19 protein-coding genes are annotated in these 26,792 nt (G+C 67.5%); 15 read left to right on the top strand and 4 right to left on the bottom strand.

The genetic code is table 11. The annotated features are described in order from the left end of the window. Window positions 1–37: 37 nt before the first annotated feature. Window positions 38–3,871 (bottom strand): ATP-dependent RNA helicase HrpA, encoded by a 3,834-nt coding sequence (gene hrpA / locus AC07OQ_RS15220; protein ID WP_495053987.1) that lies wholly within the window; start codon window positions 3,869–3,871, stop codon window positions 38–40. Between the two features lie 131 nt (window positions 3,872–4,002). On the opposite strand from hrpA, the gene argA reads away from it, so the two are divergent. From argA to hemH, 9 genes are all read left to right on the top strand, one after another. Next, on the top strand, window positions 4,003–5,343 hold the full coding sequence (argA, locus tag AC07OQ_RS15215) for an amino-acid N-acetyltransferase (protein WP_495053977.1): 1,341 nt from the start codon (window positions 4,003–4,005) through the stop codon (window positions 5,341–5,343). Between the two features lie 44 nt (window positions 5,344–5,387). Beyond that, on the top strand, window positions 5,388–5,660 hold the full coding sequence (locus tag AC07OQ_RS15210; protein WP_495053976.1) for an oxidative damage protection protein: 273 nt from the start codon (window positions 5,388–5,390) through the stop codon (window positions 5,658–5,660). Window positions 5,661–5,864: 204 nt separating this feature from the next. Further along, complete coding sequence (locus tag AC07OQ_RS15205; protein WP_495053975.1) at window positions 5,865–6,911, top strand: Fe(3+) ABC transporter substrate-binding protein; 1,047 nt, start codon at window positions 5,865–5,867, stop codon at window positions 6,909–6,911. A 217-nt stretch (window positions 6,912–7,128) separates the two neighbouring features. Further along, window positions 7,129–7,404 carry an H-NS histone family protein gene (locus tag AC07OQ_RS15200; RefSeq protein WP_495053974.1) on the top strand — a complete coding sequence of 92 codons (276 nt, stop codon included), beginning with the start codon at window positions 7,129–7,131 and terminating at the stop codon, window positions 7,402–7,404. Between the two features lie 754 nt (window positions 7,405–8,158). After that, the gene (locus tag AC07OQ_RS15195) at window positions 8,159–10,369 is read left to right on the top strand and encodes a putative bifunctional diguanylate cyclase/phosphodiesterase (protein WP_495053973.1); all 2,211 of its coding nucleotides are present in this window, start codon (window positions 8,159–8,161) and stop codon (window positions 10,367–10,369) included. Window positions 10,370–10,379: 10 nt separating this feature from the next. Further along, the gene (gene dnaG, locus AC07OQ_RS15190) at window positions 10,380–12,326 is read left to right on the top strand and encodes a DNA primase (RefSeq protein WP_495053972.1); all 1,947 of its coding nucleotides are present in this window, start codon (window positions 10,380–10,382) and stop codon (window positions 12,324–12,326) included. A gap of 313 nt (window positions 12,327–12,639) precedes the next feature. Next, window positions 12,640–14,868: an RNA polymerase sigma factor RpoD gene (gene rpoD, locus AC07OQ_RS15185; protein WP_495053971.1), complete on the top strand. Its 2,229-nt coding sequence runs from the start codon at window positions 12,640–12,642 to the stop codon at window positions 14,866–14,868. 172 nt (window positions 14,869–15,040) lie between these two features. Then, complete coding sequence (locus AC07OQ_RS15180) at window positions 15,041–16,024, top strand: adenylate/guanylate cyclase domain-containing protein (RefSeq protein WP_495053970.1); 984 nt, start codon at window positions 15,041–15,043, stop codon at window positions 16,022–16,024. Between the two features lie 18 nt (window positions 16,025–16,042). Beyond that, entirely contained in the window at window positions 16,043–17,134 is a 1,092-nt protein-coding gene (hemH, locus tag AC07OQ_RS15175; protein ID WP_495053969.1) for a ferrochelatase, read from the top strand. Window positions 17,135–17,138: 4 nt separating this feature from the next. Here hemH and AC07OQ_RS15170 read toward each other — a convergent pair whose 3' ends face one another. The 3 genes from AC07OQ_RS15170 to AC07OQ_RS15160 form a co-directional block, all read right to left on the bottom strand. After that, on the bottom strand, window positions 17,139–18,623 hold the full coding sequence (locus tag AC07OQ_RS15170) for a tripartite tricarboxylate transporter permease (RefSeq protein ID WP_495053968.1): 1,485 nt from the start codon (window positions 18,621–18,623) through the stop codon (window positions 17,139–17,141). 19 nt (window positions 18,624–18,642) lie between these two features. Beyond that, a complete protein-coding gene (locus AC07OQ_RS15165) occupies window positions 18,643–19,170 on the bottom strand; it encodes a tripartite tricarboxylate transporter TctB family protein (RefSeq protein ID WP_495053967.1) in 528 nt (175 codons plus the stop codon). 73 nt (window positions 19,171–19,243) lie between these two features. Beyond that, window positions 19,244–20,203, bottom strand: coding sequence for a tripartite tricarboxylate transporter substrate binding protein (locus AC07OQ_RS15160; RefSeq protein WP_495053966.1), 960 nt, complete (start codon window positions 20,201–20,203; stop codon window positions 19,244–19,246). Between the two features lie 135 nt (window positions 20,204–20,338). Here AC07OQ_RS15160 and AC07OQ_RS15155 point away from each other — a divergent pair, with 135 nt between their 5' ends. The 6 genes from AC07OQ_RS15155 to dnaJ all read left to right on the top strand — a co-directional run bounded on the left by AC07OQ_RS15155 (window position 20,339) and on the right by dnaJ (window position 26,779). Continuing rightward, window positions 20,339–21,019, top strand: coding sequence for a response regulator transcription factor (locus AC07OQ_RS15155; protein ID WP_495053965.1), 681 nt, complete (start codon window positions 20,339–20,341; stop codon window positions 21,017–21,019). After that, on the top strand, window positions 21,016–22,428 hold the full coding sequence (locus AC07OQ_RS15150; RefSeq protein WP_495053964.1) for a sensor histidine kinase: 1,413 nt from the start codon (window positions 21,016–21,018) through the stop codon (window positions 22,426–22,428). Before AC07OQ_RS15155 ends, AC07OQ_RS15150 begins: the two co-directional genes overlap by 4 nt. After that, the gene (locus AC07OQ_RS15145) at window positions 22,425–22,853 is read left to right on the top strand and encodes an RNA-binding S4 domain-containing protein (protein ID WP_495053963.1); all 429 of its coding nucleotides are present in this window, start codon (window positions 22,425–22,427) and stop codon (window positions 22,851–22,853) included. The genes AC07OQ_RS15150 and AC07OQ_RS15145 overlap by 4 nt, the downstream gene beginning before the upstream one ends. A gap of 95 nt (window positions 22,854–22,948) precedes the next feature. Continuing rightward, on the top strand, window positions 22,949–23,470 hold the full coding sequence (gene grpE / locus AC07OQ_RS15140; RefSeq protein ID WP_495053962.1) for a nucleotide exchange factor GrpE: 522 nt from the start codon (window positions 22,949–22,951) through the stop codon (window positions 23,468–23,470). A gap of 84 nt (window positions 23,471–23,554) precedes the next feature. After that, complete coding sequence (gene dnaK, locus AC07OQ_RS15135; RefSeq protein WP_495053961.1) at window positions 23,555–25,516, top strand: molecular chaperone DnaK; 1,962 nt, start codon at window positions 23,555–23,557, stop codon at window positions 25,514–25,516. Between the two features lie 111 nt (window positions 25,517–25,627). Further along, window positions 25,628–26,779, top strand: a complete 1,152-nt coding sequence (dnaJ, locus tag AC07OQ_RS15130) for a molecular chaperone DnaJ (protein WP_495053960.1) — start codon at window positions 25,628–25,630, stop codon at window positions 26,777–26,779. Window positions 26,780–26,792 lie beyond the last annotated feature (13 nt).

Here is a 26,792-nt window from a genome sequence, read left to right as displayed (position 1 = left end):
ATGCGGCAAACAAGCCACGAATCCCGGGGCAAACCCTTCAGGCGCTCAATTGGGCCCAGACTTTTTCCAATCTTTTCACGCTCACCGGCTGGGGCGTGCGCAACTCCTGGGCAAACAGGCTGACGCGCAGCTCCTCGAGCTGCCAGCGGAAGTCGTTCAGCCGCGCATCCTGTGCGCCCTTGAGCTCGGCCAGACGGCGCAGGAAGCGCTGCTCCAGCGGCCTGAGCTCGGCCATCAGCTTGGCGTCGCGCGCGGCATCGGCGCGCAGCTTGTCCAGCCGCGCGGTGATGGCCTTCAGATAACGCGGCAGATGCTGGGCCTGCGACCAGGGCGTGGCGGTGACGAAGTGTTTGGGCACCAGGCGCTGCAGCTGCGCCGCGATGTCCTCGGCCACCTCCTTGGGCGCTCGGCTGTCCTTGAGCTTGCGGCTCGCGGCCTGGAAATCCAGGAGGATCTGGTAGGCGAGGCGCGCCACCTCCTGTGCGATCAGGTTCAGGCGCGCGCGGCCCTCCTCGATGCGGGTCTTGAACTCGAACTCGTGGGTCGGCAGCGGCTCGACCAGGAAGGCCCGGTCCACCGCGACGCCGATGATCTGGTCGCGCAGCTCCTCGGCCGTGCCCAGGCTCATAAACGCCACCGACATCGGCTGCAGGTCCGGGATGTTCTTCTCCAGGTACTTCAGCGGCTCCTTCAGCTGCAGCGCGACCAGGCGGCGCAGGCCCAGGCGGTGCTTGGCGGCCGCGACCTCGGGCTCGTCGAAGACCTCGATCTCGACATGCGCGCCCTTGTCGATCAGGGCCGGGAAGCCGATCAGGCTCTGCGCGCCCTTCCTCACCTCCATCAGCTCGGGCAACTCGCCGAAGGTCCAGGCCGTGTAGCGCGCGGCGCCGTCGTGGGCCGGCTTGCTCTGCTCGGGTTTCTTGACGATCTCGGCGCGGATGCCGCCCTTCGCAACCGGCGGCAACTCGGGCGCCGGCGCGGCCGCCGCCGTAGGCAGCTTCAGCGCCGCCAGCGCCTGGAAGGCGGAGCGCGCCTGCCCGCCCAGCTCGGCCTTCAGCGCCGCCAGGCTGCGGCCCTGGCCCAGCTGGCGGCCATGCTCGTCCACCACGCGGTAGTTCATGAACAGATGGGCGGGCAGTTGCTCGAGCTTGAAGTCGTTGCGCTGGATCGCCAGCTGGGTGCGCTCCCTGACGGCCTTCAAGAGCACCTCGACCAGGCTGCCCTGGGCGAAGGGGTTCAGCTCGACGAACTCGGCCACGAAGTCCGGCAGCGGCACCAGGCGCGCGCGCGGCTTCTGGTGCAGGCTCTTCAAGAGGGCCATCACCTTGGCCTCCAGCATGCCCGGCACCAGCCATTCGCAGCGCTCGTCGCTGACCTGATTCAAGGCGTAGATCGGCACCGTGACGCTCAGGCCGTCGCGCGCATCGCCGGGCTCGTGCAGGTAGTCGCACCTGCAGTCGACGCCGCCCAGGCGCAGGGTCTTGGGGAAGGCATTGCTGGTGATGCCGGCCGCCTCGTGGCGCATCAGCTCCTCGCGGCTGATGTGCAGCAGCTTGGGGTTGCCCCGGCTGGCCTCGCGATACCACTTCTCCAGCGTGTGGCCCGAGCAGACCTCGGCCGGCAGCTGCTGGTCGTAGAAGGAGAAAATCAGCTCATCGTCGACCAACACGTCCTGGCGGCGCGACTTGTGCTCCAGTTCCTCGACCTTGGCGATCTGCTTCTGGTTGTGGGCCAGGAAGGGCAGCCGGGTCTCCCACTCGCCGTTGACGAGCGCCTCGCGGATGAAGATCTCGCGCGCCGCCACCGGGTCGACCTTGCCGAAGTTCACGCGCCGGTTGCTGTAGACCACGATGCCATAGAGGGTCGCGCGCTCCAGCGCGATCACCTCGGCCGCCTTCTTCTCCCAATGCGGCTCGGCCAGCTGGGTCTTCAGCAGGTGACCGGCGATGCCCGGCAGCCATTGCGGCTCGATGTTCGCGATGCCGCGGCCGAACAGGCGTGTCGTGTCCACCAGCTCCGCCGCGACGATCCAGCGGCCCGGTTTCTTGCTCAGGTGCGCGCCGGGATGGCGCCAGAACTTGATGCCGCGCGCGCCCAGGTACCAGTCGTCCTCGTCGCTCTTCAGGCCGATATTGCCCAAGAGGCCCGAGAGCATCGACAGATGCACCTGCTCGTAGGTGGCCGGCGCGCCGTTCAGGCGCCAGCCATGCTCGGCGACGACGGTGTGCAGCTGCGAGTAGATGTCGCGCCATTCGCGCACGCGGCGCGGCGAGACGAAGTTGTCGCGCAAGAGCTGCTCGTGGCGGCGGCTCGAGAGCTTGTGCTCCCCTTCCCCGCCACGCGATTCGCCCAGCCATTTCCACAGCTTCAGATAGCCCATGAACTCCGACTTCTCGTCGTCGAACTTCTTGTGCTTCTCGTCGGCGGCTTGGCTCTGCTCCATCGGCCGGTCGCGCACGTCCTGACCGGACAGGGCGCTGGCGATGATCAGCACCTCGCTGAGCGCATCGCGCGCTCTAGCCTCCAGGATCATGCGGCCGACTCTCGGGTCCAGCGGCAGCTTGGAGAGCTCGCGGCCCATGGCCGACAGCTCGTTGAGCTCGTCAACCGCGCCCAGCTCGTTGAGCAGCTGGTAGCCGTCGGCCACCGCCTTCCTCGGCGGCGGTTCGATGAAGGGGAACTCGTCCACCTGGCCCAGATGCAGGGCCTTCATGCGCAGGATCACGCCGGCCAGCGAGCTGCGCAGGATCTCCGGATCGGTGAAGCGCGGGCGCTCGTTGAATTCCTTCTCGGCATAGAGCCGGATGCAGATGCCGTTCGACACCCGGCCGCAGCGGCCGGCGCGCTGGTTCGCCGCGGCCTGGCTGATGGCCTCGATCTGCAGCTGCTCGACCTTGTTGCGGTAGCTGTAGCGCTTGACCCGCGCCAGGCCCGGGTCGATCACGTAGCGGATGCCGGGCACCGTCAGCGAGGTCTCGGCGACGTTGGTCGCCAGCACGATGCGGCGCTGGCCGTGCGGCTCGAAGACCTTGTCCTGCTCCTGCTGCGACAGGCGCGCGAACAGCGGCAGCACCTCGACCCCGGGCGGATGGTGCTTGCGCAAGGCCTCGGCGGCCTCGCGGATCTCGCGCTCGCCGGGCAGAAACACCAGCACGTCGCCCGAGCCCTCGCGCCATAGCTCGTCCACCGCGTCGGTGATCGCGTCGTTGAGGTCGTACTCGCGCGACTCCTCGAACGGGCGGTAGCGCTGCTCCACCGGGAACAGCCGGCCCGAGACCATCAAGACCGGCGCCGGCCCCTTGGCGGAGGCGAAATGCTTGGCGAAGCGGTCGGCGTCGATCGTCGCCGAGGTCACGATCACCTTCAGGTCCGGCCGGCGCGGCAACACCTCGCGCAGATAGCCCAGCAGGAAATCGATGTTGAGGCTGCGCTCATGGGCCTCGTCGATGATCAGCGTGTCGTAGGCCTTGAGCAGCGGGTCGGTCTGGGTCTCGGCCAGCAGGATGCCGTCGGTCATCAGCTTGACGCTGGCGCCCGGCTGCAGCCGGTCCTGGAAGCGCACCTTGTAGCCGACGATCTCGCCCAGCGGCGTGTTCAGCTCCTCGGCGATGCGCTTGGCCACGCTGGAGGCGGCGATGCGCCGGGGCTGGGTGTGGCCGATCAGGCGGCCGGTGTTGGCGCGGCCGCGGCCCAGCGCCAGCGCGATCTTGGGCAGCTGGGTGGTCTTGCCCGAGCCGGTCTCGCCGCAGACGATCACGACCTGATGCTCGGCGATGGCCTGCGCGATCTCCTCGCGCCGGCTGGAAACCGGCAGCGATTCGGGGAAGCTGATCGGCGGCAGCGGATTGGCTGGCGCTGGAGCGCGCGGCACGCGCGGTGCCCGGGGCGCGCCGGGCTGGGGAGAAGGCTTGGAATTCACTGGGCGCGGATTATCCGCGAGCGCTGCGGCACAATCCCGCTTTCGGCCTTTGTCCCTTGCCCCAACCGCTGCCCCGCGCCTCAATGAGCCTTGTTTTCCCCCATACCTTCGTGCCCTGGTTCCGTTCGGTGGCGCCCTATATCCATGCCTACCGCGGCGAGACCTTCGTGGTCGGCATGCCGGGCGAGCTGGTGGCGGCCGGCAAGCTGAACGCCTTTGTGCAGGATCTGTCGATTCTGCACGCGATGGGCATCAAGATCGTGCTGGTGCATGGCTTCCGCCCGCAGGTCAACGAGCAGCTGGCGGCCAAGGGCCAGGTGCCGAAGTTCCACCAGGGCGTGCGCATCACCGATGCGGTGGCGCTGGATTGCGCCCAGGAGGCCGCCGGCCAGCTGCGCTTCGAGATCGAGGCCGCCTTCTCGCAGGGCTTGCCGAACACGCCGATGGCCAATGCCACGGTGCGGGTGGTCTCGGGCAATTTCCTGACCGCGCGCCCGGTGGGCATCGTCGACGGGATCGACTACCAGCACAGCGGCCTGGTGCGCAAGGTCGACGCGGCCGCGATCCAGCGCGCGATCGACAGCGGCGCCATCGTGCTGCTCTCGCCCTTCGGCTTCTCGCCCACCGGCGAGGCCTTCAACCTGACCATGGAAGAGGTGGCGACCAGCGCCGCGATCGCGCTGCAGGCCGACAAGCTGCTCTTCATGACCGAGGTGGCGGGCGTGCACGAGGTGCCCGGCGATCCGGAAAGCCCGATCGACACCGAACTGGCCCTGGCCGACGCCAAGGCCCTGCTGGCGGCCCTGCCCCGTCCGACCCAGCCCACCGACGTGGCCTTCTATCTGCAGCACTGCGTCAAGGCCTGCCTGGCCGGCGTCGAGCGCTCGCATATCCTGCCGCTGGCGGTGGACGGCGCCCTGCTGCAGGAGGTCTACACCCATGACGGCATCGGCACCATGGTGGTGGACGAGAAGCTGGAAAGCCTGCGCGAGGCCGGCCCGGACGATGTAGGCGGCATCGTGGCCCTGATCGAGCCCTTCGAGCGCGACGGGACGCTGGTCAAGCGCGATCGCAACGAGATCGAACGCGACATCGAGGCCTATACCGTGATCGAGCATGACGGCGTGATCTTCGGCTGCGCCGCGCTCTACCCCTATGTCGAGGCGCGCACCGCCGAGATGGCCGCACTGACGGTCTCGGCCGAGGTGCAGGGCCAGGGCGATGGCGACCGCATCCTCAAGCGCATCGAGCAACGCGCCAAATCCATGGGGCTGAACAGCATCTTCGTGCTGACCACGCGCACCATGCATTGGTTCATCAAGCGCGGCTTCCAGCCGGTCGAGCCCGAATGGCTGCCCGAGGAACGCAAGCGCAAATACAACTGGGACCGGCGCTCGCAGGTGCTGGTCAAGAAACTCGCCTGAATCCAGGCCGTCCCCGTCACTTAACGTTTGAGAAGAGGTTTGCTATGGCACGCATGGTGCAATGTGTTTATCTGAAGAAGGAAGGCGAAGGCCTGGATTTCGCGCCCTATCCCGGCGAGCTGGGCAAGCGCATCTACCAGAATGTTTCCAAGGAGGCCTGGGCCGCCTGGATGAAACACCAGACCATGCTGGTGAATGAAAACCGCCTGAACCTGGCCGACCAGCGCGCCCGCCAATACCTGGCAAGGCAGATGGAACAGTTTTTCTTCGGCGCCGGCGCCGAGCAGCCGGCGGGCTATGTTCCGCCGGCCGAGTGAGCCCCCGGCGAACGAGGGAACTGCGGGGAAGGATCATTTGCGCGCAGCGCAAGTGAGACTTCACCAACAGCCGGCGGGCTATGTTCCGCCGGCGGCCTGAGCGGCAGGCGGCAAACCGGCGCCAGCCGGTTTGCGTGCAGACAAACAAGAATCATTCTTGTTGAGGGTAAACTCCGGGCCACCTCTTGATGGCTTGGAGACCCCATGCGAATTTCCCGTCTCGTCAAAACCCTGATTGCCAGCGGCTTGCTGGCCGGCTTGGCCGGCACCGCGCTGGCCCAGGAACAGGTGCTGAATCTCTATTCGGCGCGCCACTACCAGACCGATGAAGCGCTCTACAGCAACTTCACCAAGGCCACCGGCATCCACATCAACCGCGTGGACACCGACGACGCCGGCCTCGTGGCCCGGCTGAAAAGCGAGGGCGCCTCCAGCCCTGCCGATGTGATCCTGCTGGTCGATGCCGCCCGCCTCTGGCAGGCCGAGAACGACGGCCTGTTCGCACCGGTCAAGTCCGCCGTGCTGGAACAGCGCATCCCCGCCCATCTGCGTGCCACCGACAAGGGCCAGGGTTCCGATTGGTTCGGTTTCTCGACCCGTGCCCGCCTGGTGGTCTACAACAAGCTGACGGTCAAGAAGGACGACGTCGACACCTACGAGGAACTGGCCGACCCGAAGAACAAGGGCAAGGTCTGCCTGCGCAGCGGCTCGCACCCCTACAACCTGTCGCTGTTCGGCGCCATGTACGAGCACATCGGCGCCGAGCGCACCGAAGCCTGGCTGAAGGGCGTCGTGGCCAATATGGCGCGCGCCCCCAAGGGCGGCGACACCGACCAGATCAAGGCGGCTGCCAGCGGCGAATGCGCGATCGCGGTGACCAACAGCTATTACCTGGCCCGCCTGATGCGTTCCGACAAGCCGGAAGACCGCGCCGTGGTCGAGCGCCTGGGCGTGGTGTTTCCCAATCAGCAAAGCTGGGGCACGCACATGAATATCGCCGGCGGCGCGATGGCCAAGCACGCCAAGCACCGCGACAACGCGATCAAGTTCCTGGAGTACCTCAGCTCACCCGAGGCGCAAATCTATTTCGCCAACGGGAATAACGAATGGCCCACGGTGCCGGGCGTGAAAGCACCCAATCCTGCGCTGGAAGCGTTGGGGGCGTTCAAGAGCGAAACCATCCCGGTATCCGCGGTGGGCGCCAATCTGCCCAAGGTTCAGCAACTGCTGGACAAAGCGGGCTTCAAGTAAAGAAAGGAAGCCGGCCGTCACGATTTGTGGCGGCCGGGCATCGGTATTACTTGCGCGTCGCAAATCGGCCTTGCCGCGAATATTGCGGCCCTAACGATATCTGCGCATAATCCTCATCAGGGAGTTTTTCTAGATGGCCGGCCATTAACCCGACCGGTCATCGAGCCAAACCTGAAACCAGTGAGGACTTGCAACGATGGCATCTCTCAAAGACCTTTTGGCCCAGCGGGCCGCGCTTGACGAGCAAATTGCCCAGACCAAGGATCGTGAGCGCGCGGATGCGATTGCCAAGGTCAAGAGCCTGATGTCCGAATATGGGCTGACGCCCGCCGATCTGAGCACCCGCACGCCCAAGTCCGGCAAAACCTCCAAGGTCGCGGTGAAATATCGCAACCAAGCCACCGGGGAAAGCTGGAGCGGCCGCGGCCTGCAACCCAAATGGCTGAAGGCCGCGATCGCCGGCGGCGCCAAGCTGGACGATTTCCACGTCTGATCCGGCATGGCCGGAACAAGAAGCCGCCCTCCGGGCGGCTTTTTTATTGGCGCTTTGCGTGTTGTTTGGTGATGCTGAAATGACGACGGCCTGGGCGCAGGAGGACGGGCAGACTTGCTGCTGCGTGCCAGGGCCTCCCGGCCCTGCCTTTCGCCAGGCACCGGAAGTCCACCGGACTTCCGGCGTCCGGGCTCAACCCCCCCGGCCGCTACGCGGCCTCCTCCTTGACCTGCGCATCAGGCCCGCCCGTCCTCCTGCTTGGCCTTGCGTTTGGTTTTCTCCGCGAGGGCCCAGCGGTGGAGAAGCCGGGATGCCGGTGTGCGCAATTGCGCAGGTAAAGGAGGAGGGCCGCTTGCGGCCCGGGGGACACGGAGCAATTGCGCACACCCGCGTCCCGGCCTAACCCGGTCCTCGCAGAGGCGATCAAGGCCAGGCCGGGAGATCACGAATCAACGCGCAAAGAGCCTTTTTATTCTGGGGTTTCGGAGCACCCAATTCAAAGGGGTCGAAGAGGCGGCAAATGCCATCACCGCCGCGACGCAGGCTAGCATCGCGCGCTAACCCTCTTCCGCTCAACAACCCGATGCCGCCAGGGCAGCTCAGTACGAATTCCGCGGTTCCGGACGCTCCAAGGGCCGGACCGCCGGCGCTTGCGTGGTCGCTCGGCATCGGGCTCGGCGCCGCCCTGCTGCTTGGCGTCCTGAGCATGGCCGGCCCGGCCTGGGCCGGCAAGCTCCTGGAACCGCGGTGGAGCATGGTGGCATTGCTGGCCGCCTTGGGCATGCTGCCGCTGGCGGCGCTGCTGGGAGGCCGGCACGCGCGCCACACGCTGCAGCGATGGCAGCAGGCCTTGGACATGGCCGGCATCGGGCTGGCGCAATGGGACCTAAGCACCGGACGGGTTCAGGCCTCGGTGCGCTGGTGCGAAATGGCAGACCCGCCGCCCGAGGACGATGGGCCGATGGCCTGGCTGCAGGCGCACGCCCATCCGCTGGACCACGCGCGCCTCGCCCCCTTGCTGGAGCGGCTTTGCAGCCAGGAAGCCGGGACGTCCAGCTGGCGCGAGCCGCTGCGCCTGCGCGACCGGGATGAGGGACGGGACGGGGAGCGGGAGAACTGGCGCTGGCATGAATTGCAGCTGCGGGTGACCGGGCGCCGTCGCGACGGCCGTGCACGGCACCTCCAGGCCACGCTCGGCGACATCGGTGCGCAGCACCTGGCCGAGGAGCGTCAGCGCATGAGCGTCGGCCTGTTCCAGCATGCGCATGAAGGCCTGCTGGTGACCGATGTCCAGCATCGCGTGCTGGACGCCAACCCCAGCTATTGCCGCCTGATGGCCGAGTCGCGCGAGGCCCTGTGCGGCCGGCTGGCCACGCCGCTGAGCGACGCGGTGCTGCTGGCCAGCGGCTACCAACGCGAGCAGATCCAGCACGAAATGCAGACCCGGGGACATTGGGAAGGCCTGGTGCACTGCCCGCGTGCCGACGGCGAGGCCCTGGCCTTGCGCTTGAGCCTGTCGCCGATTCCCGAACCCGAAGGCCCGGCGCGCTATCACGTGCTCACCCTCACCGACCTGACGCAGCAGCAACGCCAGCAGGCCCTGCTGGAGAAGCAGGCGCAGTTCGATGCCCTGACCGGCCTGCCCAATCAGGCCGAGTTCATGCGGCGCCTGGCGCTGGCGATGACGGCCAGCCAGCGCGGGGGCTTCGCACTGTGCATCGGCCGGCTGGACCTGGACCATTTCGGGCGCATCAGCGAGCTGTATGGCCGCAGCGCCGGTGATCGGTTGCTGAGTCTGGTCGCCCGGCGCCTGCAGCATGCGCTGCGCAGCGGCCAGGACTGGACCGACGAGTTGGCGCGCCTGGACGGCGACGAGTTCGCGCTGCTGCTGCGCTGCCGTGATGCCGCCGAGGCTCGCCAGGCCCTGACGCGGGTGCTCAATGTGTTGCGCATGCCCTACCACCTGGAGGGCGTTGCCGAACCGCTGGAGTTGACGGCCTGCCTGGGCGCCACGCTCTACCCGCGCGACCAGTCGGATGGCGAAACCCTGCTGCGCCATGCCGCCCATGCGCTTTACAGGGTCAAGCATTCGGGCCGCAACGGCCACGAATTCTTCGACACCGAGAAGCGCGCCCGCAGCGAGGCCCGCGTGCTGGCGCTGGGGCGCATGCAGGAAGCGCTGGATGCCGGCGAACTGCAGCTCTACTACCAGCCCAAGGTCGACATGCAGCGCGGCCGCGTGTTCGGCGCCGAGGCCCTGCTGCGCTGGCAGCATCCCGAGCGCGGCCTGCTCACACCGGCTTACTTCCTGCCCATGCTGGAACAGACCGGGCTGGCCGTGCGGGTGGGCGACTGGGTGATTGAGCAGGCTCTCAAGCAGACCGGCCAGTGGCTGGCCCAGGGCCTGACCCTGGACGTCAGTGTCAATGTGGCGGCACGCCACCTGCAGACCGATGATTTCGCCCAGCGTCTGCAGGAGTTGCTGGCTCGCCATGCCGACCAGCCGCTCGCCGCACACCTGATGCTGGAGGTGCTGGAGTCGGCCGCGCTGGCCGATATCGAGACCACCCAGGCCCTGATCCGGCGCTGCCGCGCCTTCGGCGTGCGCTTCGCGCTGGACGACTTCGGCACCGGCTACTCCACCCTGACCTACCTGAAGCATCTGCCGGTCGACGTGCTGAAGATCGACCGCTCCTTCGTGCAGAACATGCTGATCGACGACCAGGATAAGGCCCTGGTCGAGGGCGTCATCGGCCTGGCGCGCCACTTCGGCTGCCGCGTGGTGGCCGAGGGCGTGGAAACCGCCTCGCACGCGCGCGCGCTGCTGGCGCTGGGCTGCGTGCACGGCCAGGGCAATGGCATTGCCCATCCGATGCCGGCCGCCGAGCTGGCCGACTGGGTGGCGCGCTTCGAGGCCAGCCCGGTGCTGGCCGGTCGCCAGGAAACCGCGCCCGGCATCCACTAGACTGCGGCCGGTGATCCCGCCCGGCTTTATTCAAGATCTGCTGTCCCGCGTCGACATCGTCGAGGTGGTCGGCCGCCATGTCGACCTCAAGAAGGCCGGCATCAACCACAAGGGGCTGTGCCCCTTCCATGGCGAGAAATCGCCCAGCTTCACCGTCAGCGCCTCGCGCCAGACCTACCACTGCTTCGGCTGCGGCGTGCACGGCAATGCGATCGGCTTCCTGATGGAGCACACCGGCGCCGGCTTCGTGGAAGCGGTCGAGGATCTGGCCCAGCAGACGGGCATGCAGGTGCCGCAGGATGACCGCTCGCCCGAGGAGCGTGAACGCGCCAAGGCGCAGAAGGCCCATCAGCACACCCTGACCGACGTGCTGGCACGCGCCAGCGACCATTACCGCGCCCAGCTGAAGAAGAGTCCGCGGGCGATCGATTACCTGAAGCGACGCGGCCTGACCGGCCAGGTCGCCGCCCGCTTCGCGCTGGGCTATGCGCCCGAGGGTTGGCGCGCGCTGGCCAGCGCCTTCCCGAGCTACGACGATCCGCTGCTGGCCGAGTCGGGCATGGTGATCACCCAGGGCGACGCCGGCGAGGAGCAGAAGCGCTATGACCGCTTCCGCGACCGCATCATGTTCCCGATCCGCAATGTGCAGGGCGAGTTCATCGGTTTCGGTGGCCGCATCCTGGACAAGGGCGAACCCAAGTACCTGAATTCGCCCGAAACCCCGGTATTCAGCAAGGGCCGCGAACTCTATGGCCTGTTCGAGGGCCGTCAGGGCCTGCGCCAGCGCGGCTATGCCCTGGTGGTCGAGGGCTATATGGACGTGGTGGCGCTGGCCCAGCATGGCTTCGCCAATGCCGTCGCCACGCTGGGCACCGCCTGCACGGCCGAGCATGTGCAGAAGCTGTTCCGCTTCACGGAGTCGGTGGTGTTCAGCTTCGACGGCGACGCCGCCGGCCGCCGCGCCGCCGGCCGCGCGCTGGAGGCGGCCCTGCCCCATGCCAGCGATACCCGCACGATCAAGTTCCTGTTCCTGCCCACCGAGCATGATCCGGACTCCTATGTGCGCGAACTGGGCGCCGCGGCTTTCGAGCGCTGCGTTGAGCAGGCGGTACCGCTGTCGCGTCAACTGGTCGAGGCCGCCTCCGAAGGCTGCGACCTGGACAGCGCCGAAGGCCGCGCCCGCTTTCTCGCCAATGCCAAGCCGCTGTGGAACGCCCTGCCCCAAGGCCTGCTGAAGCGCCAGCTGCTGGGCGAACTGGCCAAGCGCGCCCAGTTGCCGGACCAGGAGCTGATGGGGCTGTGGCAGGCCGGTGGCGGCCGCCAGGGCGGCGGCAGCGGCGAGCGCCACGCCTTCGACGCGATCCCGGACTACGCCCATCCCGCGGGCGAGCCCCCGCCCTACACCGACGACGCCCATACCGCCGGCGCCGAACCCAGGCCGCGCAGGGAATGGAAGCCCAAGGAGGAGTGGAAGGGCAAGGGCGGCTGGAAGCGCCGCCGGGAGCCCGAGGACGAAACCTTCGGCACGCCACGCCGCCAGCCGATCGGCCCGGCCGACCATGCGCTGCGCATGCTGCTGCTCAATAGCGGCTGGTGGGAGCGCCTGTCCGATCAGGACCACCAGCTGCTGCATGAACTGCCGGGCAGCCACGGTGAATTGGTCGCCTGGCTGGAGCGCTTCCTGGTCAACCATGGGGCCGGCCCCTGGTCGGCGCTGGAGGCCGCCCTGGCCGAGGACGGCATGCTGGAGACCGCCCGCCCGCTGGCTGGCGGCGTCCATGGCGAGGAAGAGGCGCTATTCGAGGATCTGCAGCAAATCATCAGGAACCTCTGGATCACCCGGCTGGAAGCGGAATCGATGGCCCTGGCCGCGCGCAACCCGCAGGGTGCGGATCTGGAACGCTTCCGCGAGCTGCGCGCCCAGATTCAGAGCCTGAAGGCGCCCGCCCCTACCTGACAATCAGCCTTTGACCTTTTTACGAAAATTGACGATAATTAAGGGTTTTCGCGCGCGTCAAGAGTGACGGCAGCTGTCTCCGGTCCCGGCCACCCAGCGACACTGGGCACCCACTAGCGGTATCAATGGCCAACTTCACCGCAAGGGCTGCATCTTCAGACGTTCACGCCAGCTTGCACGCGCCACGCTCCGTCCCGCCCCAGCGGTTCGGGGCGGTTGACAAGCCACCTGGGCCACGCTTGCTTGAGAGCAATGTACGGGGCTCCGGGTGGCTGCTGCATTGCCAAGCCCAACATCCACCGCAAGGATCTGCATGACTGCCAAGAAGACCGCGAAGGCTAGCCCCGCCGAGGTTGACGAGACGACCAAGAAGCCCGCCGCCAAGGCAGCCAAGGCCACGAAGACCTCGGCCGTAGCGCCCAAGGCCGCCGCCGGCACCGAGGACAAGCCCAAGCGCGGCCGCAAGCCGAAGGCCGAGACGACCAGCAAGAAGGCCGCGGCCACGGCCAAGCCCGAAGAGGAAGAAGAGGACTTCTCCGACGTCGAGGCGGACCTGGAGGTCGAAGGCGAGACCGAGGCGGAAGCCGAGGTGGAAGAGGTCGGCGAGGACAAGCCCAAGGCCAAGCCGCTGCGCATGAAGGTCAGCCGCGCCAAGGAGCGCGCGCTGATGCGCGAGTTCGGCCTGGACGAGACGGCGCTGACCGAAGAGGAAGTCGCCAAGCGCCGCCAGGAGCTGAAGACCCTGATCAAGATGGGCAAGACCCGCGGTTTCCTGACGCATCAGGAAATCAACGACCACCTGCCCGAGAAGCTGGTCAGCGAGGAAATTCTCGAGGCCATCATCTCCATGCTGAACGACATGGGGATCGCGGTCTATGAGCAGGCGCCCGACGCGGCCACGCTGCTGATCTCCGGCAACACCACCAGCACCGCCACCGAAGAGGAAGCCGAGGAGGCCGCCGAAGCCGCGCTGTCGACGGTGGACTCCGAATTCGGCCGCACGACCGATCCGGTGCGCATGTATATGCGCGAGATGGGTACGGTGGAGCTGCTGACCCGCGAAGGCGAAATCGAGATCGCCAAGCGCATCGAAGGCGGCTTGCAGGACATGATGCTGGCCATCTCGGCCTCGCCGACCACGATTGCCCACATCCTCGAGTTCTCGGCCAAGATCCGCGCCGGCGAGATGCAGATCTCCGAGGTGGTGGACGGCTTCGTCGCCGCCGACGAGGCCGATGACTACGTGGCCGAGGAAGACTTCGACGAATTCGACGAAGAGGACGACGACGACGGCAACGGTGGCTCCAAGGCCCTGACCAAGAAGCTGGAAGAGCTGAAGAACGCGGCCCTGGTGAAACTGGATTCGCTGGCCACCAACTTCGACAAGATGCGCAAGGCCTTCGAGAAGGACGGCTACCGCTCGCCGTCCTACGACAAGGCCCAGCACGCCATCAGCGCCGAGCTGATGACGATCCGCTTCACCGTCAAGACGATCGAGAAGCTCTGCGACATCCTGCGCTCGCAGGTGGACGATGTGCGCCGCTACGAGCGCGAACTGCGCAAGATCGTGGTCGACAAATGCGGCATGCCGCAGGAGCACTTCATCAAGACCTTCCCGCCCAATGCATTGAATCTGCAATGGGCCGAAAAGGAGGTGGCGGCCGGCAAGCCCTACTCCGCGGTGCTGAGCCGCAATCTGCCGCCGGTGCAGGAACTGCAGCAGAAGCTGATCGACATCCAGGCGCGCGCCGTCGTGCCGCTCGATGACCTGAAGCTGATCAACAAGCGCATGAACGAGGGCGAGAAGGCCTCGCGCGACGCCAAGAAGGAAATGATCGAGGCCAACCTGCGCCTGGTGATCTCGATCGCGAAGAAATACACCAACCGCGGCCTGCAGTTCCTGGACCTGATCCAGGAAGGCAATATCGGTCTGATGAAGGCGGTGGACAAGTTCGAGTACCGCCGTGGCTACAAGTTCTCGACCTACGCGACCTGGTGGATCCGCCAGGCCATCACTCGTTCCATTGCCGACCAGGCGCGGACCATCCGCATCCCGGTGCACATGATCGAGACGATCAACAAGATGAACCGCATCTCGCGCCAGCATCTGCAGGAGTTCGGCTTCGAGCCGGACGCGCCGACCCTGGCCGAGAAAATGGAGATCCCCGAGGACAAGATCCGCAAGATCATGAAGATCGCCAAGGAGCCGATCTCGATGGAAACCCCCATCGGCGACGACGACGACTCCCACCTGGGCGACTTCATCGAGGACACCAACAACACGGCGCCGATCGAGGCCGCGATGCAGGCCGGCCTGCGCGACGTGGTGAAGGACATCCTCGACTCGCTGACCCCGCGCGAGGCCAAGGTGCTGCGCATGCGCTTCGGCATCGAGATGAGCACGGACCACACGCTGGAGGAAGTCGGCAAGCAGTTCGACGTCACCCGCGAGCGCATCCGCCAGATCGAGGCCAAGGCCATCCGCAAGCTCAAGCACCCGAGCCGCTCGGACAAGCTGCGCACCTATCTGGACAATCTGTAAACGCCGCGGCGCCGCAGCCAACCAGGGCCGGAGATTCGTCTCCGGCCCTTTTTTATGCGAACAGCGCCCCTTTCACCCCTCGCCATCCCCTGTCCGAGTGATTGCCCGGATCACGCCGCGCATGGGCCGGATACACTGAGAAATCTTTCACACAAGCCCGTCCTGCCCGCCCATGACCGACATCCGGGAACGCACCGTGCTCTTTGCCGACCTGCGCGGCAGCACGGCGCTGTTCGAGACCCTCGGCAATGCCGAGGCGACCTCGGTGGTCACCCACACCGTCGGGCTGATCGGAGGGGCGGTGGACGAATGCGGCGGCAAGCTGGTCAAGACCCTGGGTGACGGGCTGATGGCCGTCTTCGAGGGGCCGCGCGACGGCATCAAGTCCGCGCTGCGCATGCACGAGCTGCTGGAGCGCGTGGTCTCGCGCGGCAAGCAGCATGGCGCCTCGCCGGGCCTGCGCGCGCTGCGCATGCAGGTGGCGCTGGCGCGCGGCGAGGTGGTCGAGATGGGCGGCGACTGCTTCGGCGACGCCGTCAACGTCGCGGCGCGCCTGCTGGACCATGCCGGCGACAACGAGACCCTGATCACGGCCGAGGTGCTGGCCGGCCTGCCCTCGCCGATGAAGGCGCGCTTTCGCAGCCTGGACCTGATCGGCGTGCGCGGCCGCGTCGAGCCCGTGCATGTGCATGTGCTGGACAAGCCGAGCCAGGGCGATGTGGCGGCCACCCAGTTCGGCGAGGTGCGCCACGCCGCCACCGAGCCCGACGGCATACGCCTGATCTGGATGGATCTGGACCGCGTGTTCGACATCGACAACATGCCCATCGTGCTGGGCCGCAGCGTGCAGGCGACCTACTGCATCACCGATGGCCGCGTCTCGCGTTCACATGCCCGCATCGACTGGCACGGCAGCTCCTTCTCGCTGACCGACCTCAGCTACAACGGCACCTTCGTGCGCTTTGGCGGCGTCGGTGAAATCCTCAGCCTGCGCCGCGGCAGTTGCACCCTGCACGGCAGCGGCGTGATCGGCCTGGGCAGTCCGCCCACCGATGCGCTGGCGCCGGCGGTGCGCTTCGAGGTGCTGCATTTCGCCGACACCGAGCCCCTGGGCAGCGGCAGCAGCACGAGCGGCCGGCGTTCGCGCGGCGGCTGAGTCCAGCAGTCCCTGTTCATGTCCTACCCAGCCGAAGCCCCCCATACCCACGGCAGCGCAACCAAGACCGCCCTGCTCTTCTGCAACCTCGGCACCCCCGACGCACCGACCGCCACGGCCACGCGCCGCTACCTGGCGCAGTTCCTCAGCGACCCGCGCGTGGTCGAGATCCCCAAACTGGCCTGGCAATTGATCCTGCACGGCATCATCCTGCGCCTGCGGCCGGCCAGGTCGGCCGCCAAATACGCCACGGTGTGGCTGCCCGAGGGCTCGCCGCTGAAGGTCTGGACGGAGCGGCAGGCCAAGCTGCTGCAGGGCTATCTGGGCGAGCGCGGCCATCGGATCACGGTGCGCTACGCGATGCGCTACGGCAGCCCCGCGATCGACGCCGAGCTGAGCCGGCTGCGCGCCGAGGGCGTCACCCGCGTGCTGGTGCTGCCGGCCTATCCGCAGTACTCGGCCGCCACCACCGCCAGCGTGGTCGACGCGGTGGCGCGCTGGGCTCTCAAGACCCGGCACCTGCCCGAGCTGCGCTTCGTCAACCGCTACCACGACGAGCCCGCCTACATCGCCGCCCTGGCCGACAGCGTGCGCGCGCATTGGCAGCGCAACGGCCGGCCGGAGCTGCTGGTGATGAGCTTCCACGGCATGCCGGCGCGCACCCTGCAACTGGGTGACCCCTACCACTGCGAATGCCTGAAGACCGGCCGCCTGCTGGCCGCGGCCCTGGGCCTGAGCCAGGAGCAGTACCTGGTCACCTTCCAGAGCCGCTTCGGCAAGGCCAGATGGCTGGAGCCCTATACCGAGCCCACGCTGCGCGCGCGCGCGCAGACCGGGCTGAAAAAGGTCGACCTGATCTGCCCGGGATTCAGCGCCGACTGCCTGGAAACGCTGGAAGAAATCGCCCAGGAGGCGCGCCAGGCCTTCCTGGACGCGGGCGGTCGCGAGTTCGCTTACATCCCCTGCCTCAACGACAGCCCGGCCGGCATGCGCATGCTGACCGAACTGGCCGAGCGCCATCTGCAGGGCTGGCCGACGCGCACCGCGCCGGATGCCGCGGCGCTGCAGGAGCAGCGCGCACGGGCGCAGGCGGCCGGCGCCGCCCGCTAGCCGCTCAGCCGCGGCGCAGCTTCAGCAGCCGCGGCAGCACCAGCACCAGGGCCACGACGATCAAGAGGCCCAGCGACATCGGACGCTCCCAGAACACGCTCCACTGACCGCCGCCGATCGACACCGCATTGCGCATCTGCGCCTCGGCCAGCGGGCCCAGGATCATGCCCACCACCACCGGCGCGGTCGGGAAGTCGAAGCGCCGCATCACCACCCCCAGCAGGCCGATGGCCAGCATCAGGTAGAGGTCGAAGGCGCTCTGACGCATGCCGTAGACACCGACGGTCGCGAAGATCAGGATGCCCGCGTAGAGCTGCGCCTTCGGGATCTTCAAGAGCTTCACCCACAGGCCCACCAGCGGCAGGTTCAGCACCAGCAGCATCACATTGCCGATGTAGAGCGAGGCGATCAGCGCCCACACCAGGGTGGACGAGGTCTGGAACAGCTGCGGGCCGGCCTGGATGCCGTAGTTCTGCAGCGCGCTCAAGAGGATGGCCGCCGTCACCGAGGTCGGGATGCCCAGGGTCAGCAGCGGCACCAGGGTCGCGGTCACCGCCGAGTTGTTGGCGGCCTCGGGGCCGGCCACGCCTTCGATCGCACCCACCGTGCCGAACTCCTCCTTGTGCTTGGAGAGCTTGCGCTCGGTCGCGTAGCTGAGGAAGGTCGGGATCTCGGAGCCGCCCGCCGGGATGGTGCCGAAGGGGAAGCCGATGAAGGTGCCGCGCAGCCAGGCCGGGATCGAGCGCCTCCACTCGCCCTTGCTCATGTGCACGCGGCTCATCTTGTTCAGGCTCTGCTCGCTGCGGCCCTCGTAGAGCGCCATGTACAGCGTCTCGCCCACGGCGAACAGGCCCACCGCGACCAGCACGGTTTCGATGCCATCCATGAACTCGGGAATGCCGGCCGTGTAGCGCACCTGGGCGGTGATCTGGTCCAGACCGATCAGGCCCATCGCCAGGCCGATGAACAGCGAGGTCAGGCCGCGCAGGGTGCTCTGGCCCAGCACCGCGCTGACGGTGGTGAAGGCCAGGAGCATCAGGCAGAAATACTCCGGCGGACCCAGTGTGACCGCGAAGTCGGCCAGCACCGGCGCGAACAGGGTCACCAGCACGGTGGCGATGGTGCCGGCCACGAAAGAGCCGATCGCGGCCGTCGCCAGCGCGGCGCCGGCGCGGCCGCTCTTGGCCATCTTGAAGCCCTCCAGCGCCGTCACCATCGTGCCGGTCTCGCCGGGGGTGTTGAGCAGGATCGAGGTGGTCGAGCCGCCGTACATCGCGCCGTAGTAGATGCCGGCGAAGAAGATCATCGAGGCGGTCGGTTCCACCTGTGCGGTGATCGGCAGCAGCATCGCCACCGTCACCGCCGGGCCTAGGCCCGGCAGCACGCCGATGGCGGTGCCCAGCGCGCAGCCGACGAAAGCCCACAGCAGGTTGATCGGTGTGCCGGCGGTGGCAAATCCGCCCAGCAATTGGGTCCAGAGTTCACTCATGGTATGGCCCTTTTTATGCTCAGATCCAGCCGCCGGCACTGACGGCCGGCAGGTTCAGGCTCAGGACCTTGTTGAACAGCCAGAACACCGGCGCGGCGATCAGGATGCCGGTCAGCAGATCCAGCAGCACCGTCCTCGCATTGCCGCCCGGCTTGCCCTCGGCCATGCGCATGCCGCGCACCGCCAGCGCAAAGCACAGGGTGCAGGCCAGCACGAAGCCGATCACCGTGATCAGCGAGGCATTGACCGCCACGGCGGCCACCACCCAGGCGGCCGAGCGCCAGTCGGCCCTGGCCGCGCCCGAGGGGGGTTCCATCTGCCGGTAGCCGCCGCTGCGCGCCTCCCAGATCAGCCAGCCGCCGCACAGCAGCAGCGCGACCGAGACCAGCCAGGGCAGGGCATTCGGCCCGACCCCGGCATAGCCGGCGTCCGAGGGAATGGCCATCGCGCCATAGGCCATCACCAGGCCGATGACAAGCGTGCCGGCGCCGACCAGGCTTTGGTGCAGCGACGACGGAATCGTGGAGGGGGTATGGGGCTCGGACATCGGCCGCTCCGGTGCGAGGAGTCAAAAAAAGCCGGCTGTGCGGAACAGCCGGCTGTCTGTCATGCGCCGGGGCTCAGATCATCCCGGACTTGACCATGATGGCGCGCAGACCGGCGAACTCGCGGTCGACGAACTCGTCGAACTCCTTGCCGGTCATCAAGGCCGGGGTCCAGCCGTTCTTCTCCAGCGCCTCGGCCCAGGCCTTGCTCTTGGTGGCCTTGACGATCATCTCGGTCAGCGCCTGACGCTGCGCCGGCGTGATGCCGGGCGGCGCGTAGACGCCGCGCCAGTTGCCGATCTCAACGTTGTAGCCCAGCTCCTTCATGGTCGGAATGTCCAGGCCCTTCAGGCGCGTGGCCGAGGTCACCGCGATCGCGCGCATCTTGCCGCTCTCGATGTACTGCTGGAACTCGCTGTAGCCGCTGCCGCCCACGGTGACATTGCCGCCCAGGATGGCCGCGGTGGCCTCGCCGCCGCCGCGGAAGGGCACGTAGTTGATCTTGGCCGCGTCCACGCCCACCTCGCGCGCCAGCATCGCGGCGGCGATATGTTCGGTGGCGCCGCGCGAACCGCCGCCCCACTTCACCGAGGCCGGGTCCTTCTTCATCATCTCGACCACGTCCTTCATGCTCTTCAGCGGCGAATTGGCCGGCAGCACGAAGACGTTGTATTCGCTGGTCAGGCGCGCGATCGGCGTGGCCTGGGTCAGGCTCACCGGCGGCTTGCCCGTGATGATGCCGCCCAGCATCACCGCGCCCATCACCATCAGCGCATTCGGGTCGCCCTTGCTGGCATTGACGAACTGGGCCAGGCCGATCGCGCCGGCCGCACCGCCCTTGTTCTCGTAGGTGACCGAGCCGGCCGCGCCGGAATCCTGCAGGGCCTTGCCCAGGGCACGGCCGGTGGTGTCCCAGCCGCCGCCGGGATTGGCGGGCACCATGATCTTCAGATTGGCACTGGCGCGGGCCGAGAGCGGCAGGGTGCCGGCGGCGGCCAGGGCGGCTAGCGACTTCAGGAACTCATCACGACGCATGATGCTTGTCTCCTATGTTTATTGATTGATTCGATGATCGAGCGGACGAGCGCTATCGTCGCCGCTCTGGCTGTCAGTCGGCTGTCCGTTCGCCTAGGGTTAACGCGAAGCCGTGCTGACCTAGACTTCGCCCCCATGAACCTGCTTCTGGTGGAAGACGACCCCGCGATGCGCCTGAGCCTGACGCGCAGCTTCGAGCGCCGCGGCCTGACCGTGCAAGCCGTCGGCGACGGCCCGGCCGCGCTGGAGCGCTGGCCGCAGACGCGCCCCGACGTCGTGGTGCTGGACCTCTCGCTGCCCGGCCTCGACGGCCTGGAGGTGCTGGCCCGCGCGCGTGCCGCCGGGCTCAAGACGCCGGTGCTGATCCTGACCGCGCGCGGCACCGTCGGCGACCGCATCCTCGGCCTCAATGTCGGCGCCGACGACTACCTGCCCAAGCCCTTCGACCTGGACGAACTGCTGGCCCGCATCCAGGCCCTGGGGCGGCGCGCCGGCGTCGCCGCGCCCGAGCCGGCGCAGCGCCCCGCCGTCTTCTGCGGCATGCATGTGGACGGCGACAGCGGCGCGGTCTATTTCGAGGACCAGGTGCTGGAGCTGACCCCGCGCGAAAGCGCCCTGCTGCGCGCCCTGCTGGCCCGCCCGGGCCATGCGATCGCCAAGGAGCGCCTGTTCGAGCTGGTGTTCCCGGGCGAGCTGGAGGTGCAGCTCGAGGCCATCGAGGTGGTGGCCTACCGGCTGCGCAAGCGCATCGCCCATACCGGCGCGCAACTCGTCACCCTGCGCGGGCTGGGCTATCTGCTGAAGGCCGGCACGTGAGCCGGCCCAGCTCGCTGCGCCGACGCCTGACCCTGGGCATCCTGCTGCCGGTGGTGGTGGTGATCGCCTTCAACACCTGGAGCCTGTACCAGCAGGCCTTGCGCGCGGCCGACACGGCCTACGACCGCACCCTGCTGGCCTCGGCCAAGTCCCTGGGCGAGCTGCTGGAGGTCACCAGCGACGGGCAGCGCGCGCGCCTACGGGCCACCGTGCTCTATTCGGCGCTGGAACCCTTCGAGGCCGACAACCGCAGCCGCATCTTCTACAAGGTCAGCGGCTTCGACGGCGAGATGGTGTCGGGCTTCCCCGACCTGCCCGGCTGGCAGGGCAAGCTGCCCAACAAGAGCCCCTATGCCGCCCTGGTGGCCTTCTACGACGACCGGTACCGCGGCGAGCCGATCCGCGTGGCCGTGCTGCTGCAGCCGGTGGCTGGCCTGGCCGGCCAGGGCATGGCGACCATCCAGGTGGCCGAAACCCTGGAGCTGCGCCGCACCCTGGCACGCCAGATCCTGATCGAGACCCTGTGGCGCCAGGCCCTGCTGGTGCTGGTCATCATCATCGTGGTCGTCGTCGTGGTGCAGCGCGCCACCGGGCCGGTGCGGCGCCTGTCGGCCCAGCTGCGCGAGCGGCCCGAGGGCGACCTGTCGCCGGTCGACGCGCCGGATGCGCCGCGCGAATGGCGCCCGCTGGTGGATGCCACCAATCAGGTGGTGGCACGCCTGTCCGAACTGCTGGAGCACCAGAAGCGCTTCGTGCGCGACGCCTCGCACCAGCTGAAGACCCCGCTGGCCGTGCTGAAGACCCAGGTGCAGAGCGCGCGCCAGGGCGATGTCGAGCCGCTGCAGGCGCTGGCCGAGATCGACGCCACCGTGGCCCGCGCCACCCAGGTGGCCAACCAGATGCTGGCGCTGGCCAAGGTCGAGCAGTTGCGTCAGCAGATCGAGGCCATGCCGGTGCAGGACTGGGCCGAGGTGACCCGCGCGGTGGCGCTGGATCTGGCGCCGCTGATCGCGGAGGCCCAGCTCGATTTCGACATCGAGACCGCCCCGGCGCCGATCCGCAGCCATGAATGGGCGCTGCGCGAGCTGACCCGCAACCTGATCCACAACGCGATCCAGCACACCGGGCGGCAACTGAGCATCCGGCTGCAGACGGATATGCGCGTCGCGGTGCTGACGGTGTCCGACTCCGGCCCCGGCCTGACGCCGCAGCAGCAGGCGCGCCTGTTCCTGCCCTTCGCGGCCGGCAACCCGGCCCGCGGCTCGGGCCTCGGGCTCGCCATTTGCCACGGCATCGTGCAGTCGCTGTCGGGCAGCATCGAGCTGAACAACCGCGCCGACGGCTCCGGCCTGGACGCCAGGGTCAGCCTGCCCCTGGCGGCGAGTCGCGACCTAAAATCGGGAACATGAAACAGGAAGCGCAGGCGGGTGTCCGCCTGGACAAATGGCTGTGGGCCGCGCGCTTTTACAAGACCCGCGCGCTGGCGGTCGACGAGATCGGCAAGGGCCGGGTGCAGGTCAATGGCCAGGCCGCCAAGCCCTCGCGCGACCTCAAGGTCGGCGATCTGCTGCGCCTGCGCCAGGGCCCCGTCGAGCGCGAGCTCAGGGTGCTGGGCCTGTCCCATGTGCGCGGCCCGGCGCCGGTGGCCCAGGCGCTGTACGAAGAAACGCCCGAGAGCCGGGCCGCGCGCGAGCGCGCCGCCGAGGCGCGGCGCCTGGCGCCGGAGCCGGCCCAGACCATTGCCGAGGGCCGCCAGGGCCGTCCGACCAAGCAGGATCGGCGCCGGCTGGCAGAATGGGACCGCTGGTCGGTCGAAATCGACCCGAGCTCGTAATAGGTCACGGGTTTTCCCGTGCCGGGATGCCAAAATCCCCCTCTTGAATTTCAGGACATCGCGCCCATCTGGGCGCGATTGCCTTTCTTCGCATCATGACGACAGACAACACCCCCACCCCGCAAGACGACCTGGCCGACGCGCCGCAGGCCGAGATCAAAACCCCCGAGGCCAAGATCGCCGAACTGGAGGGCCGCCTGGCCGAGATGTCGGACGCCTACCTGCGCGCCAAGGCCGAGGTCGAGAACGTTCGCCGCCGCTCGGAAGAGGAAATGTCCAAGGCGCGCAAGTTCGCCGTCGAAGGCTTTGCCGAGGCCATGCTGCCGGTGATGGACAGCATGGAAGCCGCGATCGCGACGCCGGACGCCAAGGTCGAAACCGTGCTGGAGGGCGTGCACGCCACGCGCCGCCAGTTGGCCGCCGCGCTGGAGCGCAACAAGGTGCAGGAGATCAACCCGGCCCAGGGCGACAAGTTCGACCCGCACCAGCACCAGGCGATTTCCATGGTGCCGGCGGAGCAGGATGCCAACACGGTCGTGATGGTGCTGCAAAAGGGCTACTCGATCGCCGAGCGGGTGCTGCGCCCGGCCCTCGTGACGGTGGCCGCGCCCAAGTAATTCACAGGCGCTGCGCCCTTGAAAAGCAGCGACTTATCCACACATCGAAAACAAGCAACAAAGCTTCAGTATCAGGAGTCTCACATGGGAAAAATCATCGGCATTGACCTGGGTACCACGAATTCGTGCGTGTCCGTTATGGAAGGCAACACGACGCGTGTGATCGAGAACGCCGAAGGCGCCCGCACCACGCCGTCCATCATTGCCTACCAGGAAGATGGCGAAATCCTGGTCGGTGCCTCGGCCAAGCGCCAGGCCGTCACCAACCCGAAGAACACCATCTACGCGGTGAAGCGCCTGATCGGCCGCAAGTTCACCGAGAAGGAAGTGCAGAAGGACATCGACCTGATGCCCTACTCGATCGCCGCCGCCGACAACGGCGACGCCTGGGTCGAGGTGCGCGGCAAGAAGCTGGCGCCGCCCCAGGTCTCGGCCGAGATCCTGCGCAAGATGAAGAAGACCGCCGAGGACTATCTCGGCGAGGAAGTGACCGAGGCCGTGATCACGGTGCCGGCCTACTTCAACGACGCCCAGCGTCAGGCCACCAAGGACGCCGGCCGCATCGCCGGCCTGGACGTCAAGCGCATCATCAACGAGCCCACCGCCGCGGCCCTGGCCTTCGGCCTGGACAAGCATGGCAAGGGCGACCGCAAGATCGCCGTCTATGACCTGGGCGGCGGCACCTTCGACGTGTCGATCATCGAGATCGCCGACGTCGATGGCGAGATGCAGTTCGAGGTGCTGTCGACCAATGGCGACACCTTCCTGGGCGGCGAGGACTTCGACCAGCGCATCATCGACTACATCGTCACCGAGTTCAAAAAGGAACAGGGCGTCGATCTGACCAAGGACGTGCTGGCCCTGCAGCGCCTGAAGGAGGCCGCCGAGAAGGCCAAGATCGAGCTGTCGAACTCCTCGCAGACCGATGTCAACCTGCCCTACATCACGGCCGACGCCTCGGGCCCGAAGCATCTGAACATCAAGCTGACTCGCGCCAAGCTGGAGTCGCTGGTGGAGGAGCTGATCGAGCGCACGATCGCCCCCTGCCGCACCGCGATCAAGGATGCCGGCGTGGCCGTCGGCGCCATCGATGACGTGATCCTGGTCGGCGGCATGACCCGCATGCCCAAGGTGCAGGACAAGGTCAAGGAGTTCTTCGGCAAGGAACCGCGCAAGGACGTCAACCCCGACGAGGCCGTGGCCGTCGGTGCGGCGATCCAGGGCCAGGTGCTGGGCGGCGAGCGCAAGGACGTGCTGCTGCTGGACGTCACCCCGCTCTCCCTGGGCATCGAGACCCTGGGCGGCGTGATGACCAAGATGATCGCGAAGAACACCACGATCCCGACCAAGTTCAGCCAGACCTTCTCGACCGCCGATGACAACCAGCCGGCCGTCACGATCAAGGTGTTCCAGGGCGAGCGCGAGCTGGCCGCGGGCAACAAGAGCCTGGGTGAGTTCAATCTGGAAGGCATCCCGCCGTCGCCGCGCGGCACGCCGCAGATCGAGGTGAGCTTCGACATCGACGCCAACGGCATCCTGCATGTGGGCGCCAAGGACAAGGGCACCGGCAAGGAAAACAAGATCACCATCAAGGCGAACTCGGGCCTGAGCGAGGCCGAGATCGAGAAGATGGTGAAGGACGCCGAGGCCAATGCGGCCGAGGACAAGAAGAAGGTCGAGATCGTGCAGGCCAAGAACCAGGCCGACGGTCTGGTGCACTCGGTGCAGAAGTCGCTGACCGAGCATGGCGACAAGCTCGAGGCCGGCGACAAGGAGAAGATCGAGGCCGCGATCAAGGAGCTGGAAGAGGCCATCAAGGGCGACGACAAGGCCGCCATCGATGCCAAGACCGAGGCCCTGATGAGCGCCAGCCAGAAGCTCGGCGAGAAGGTCTATGCCGACAGCCAGGCGGCCCAGGCCGCGGCAGGCGCGGCCGCTGGCGGTGCCGCCGAGCAGCCCCAGGCGGCTCAGCAGGCCGCTTCCGCCAAGCCGGCCGACGACAACGTCGTGGACGCCGAGTTCAAGGAAGTCAAGGACAGCAAGTAAGCCAAAGCGCCATGCCGACGCAGGTCGGCATGGTCAGCCGCCGCGCGGGTGCTTCGGGCTTCCGCGCGGCGTTTTGGTTTCAAGGTTTGAAGAGCAGGCCCAGGAAATTCCATGGCAAAGCGTGACTATTACGAGGTTCTCGGCGTCGCCAAGAACGCCAGCGAAGAGGACATCAAGAAGGCCTATCGCAAGCTGGCGATGAAGCACCACCCGGACCGCAACCAGGGTGACGGGGCCAAGGCCGCCGAGGAGAAATTCAAGGAGGCCAAGGAGGCCTACGAGATGCTCACCGACGGCCAGAAGCGCGCGGCCTACGACCAGTACGGCCATGCGGGCGTCGACCCCAATGCCGGCGGCTTCCGCGGCGGCCCCGGGGCGGAAGGCTTCGGCGGTTTTGCCGAGGCCTTCGGCGACATCTTCGGCGACATCTTCGGCGGCCAGGGCGGCGGTGGTCGCCGCGGCGGCGGCGGCCAGCAGGTCTATCGCGGCAGCGATCTCAGCTACGCGATGGAGATCACGCTGGAAGAGGCCGCGCGCGGCAAGGAGACCCAGATCCGCATTCCCAGCTGGGAAGGCTGCGAGGTCTGCAGCGGCTCCGGCGCCAAGCCCGGCACCAGCGCCAAGAGCTGCGGCTCCTGCAATGGCTCGGGCACCGTGCACATGCGTCAGGGCTTCTTCAGCATCCAGCAGACCTGCCCGCATTGCCACGGCAGCGGCAAGATCATTCCCGACCCCTGCACCGCCTGCAACGGCCAGGGCAAGGTGAAGAAGAGCAAGACGCTGGAGGTGAAGATCCCGCCCGGCATCAACGAGGGCATGCGCATCCGCTCGGCGGGCAACGGCGAGCCGGGTGTCAATGGCGGGCCGGCGGGCGATCTCTATATCGAGATCCGCATCAAGCAGCACGACATCTTCGAGCGCGACGGCGACGATCTGCACTGCACGATGCCGGTCTCGATCACCACCGCGGCCCTGGGCGGCGGCATCGAGGTGCCCACCCTGGGCGGCAAGGCCGAGATCGAGCTGCCCGAAGGCACCCAGCATGGCAAGACCTTCCGCCTGCGCGGCAAGGGCATCAAGGGCGTGCGTTCCAGCTATCCGGGCGATCTGTACTGCCACATCAGCATCGAGACACCGGTCAAGCTGACCGAGTACCAGCGCAAGCTGCTGAAGGACCTGGACAAGTCGCTGAAGGACGGCGGCGAGCGCCACTCGCCCAATGCCAAGAGCTGGACCGACCGGGTCAAGGACCTGTTCAAGTAAGGATGCCGCGGCA

Source organism: Roseateles sp. GW821-FHT09B06 (genome assembly GCF_059418245.1).
The sequence above is the reverse complement of the archived record's forward strand: the minus strand, read 5'-3'. Positions and strand labels throughout refer to the sequence as shown.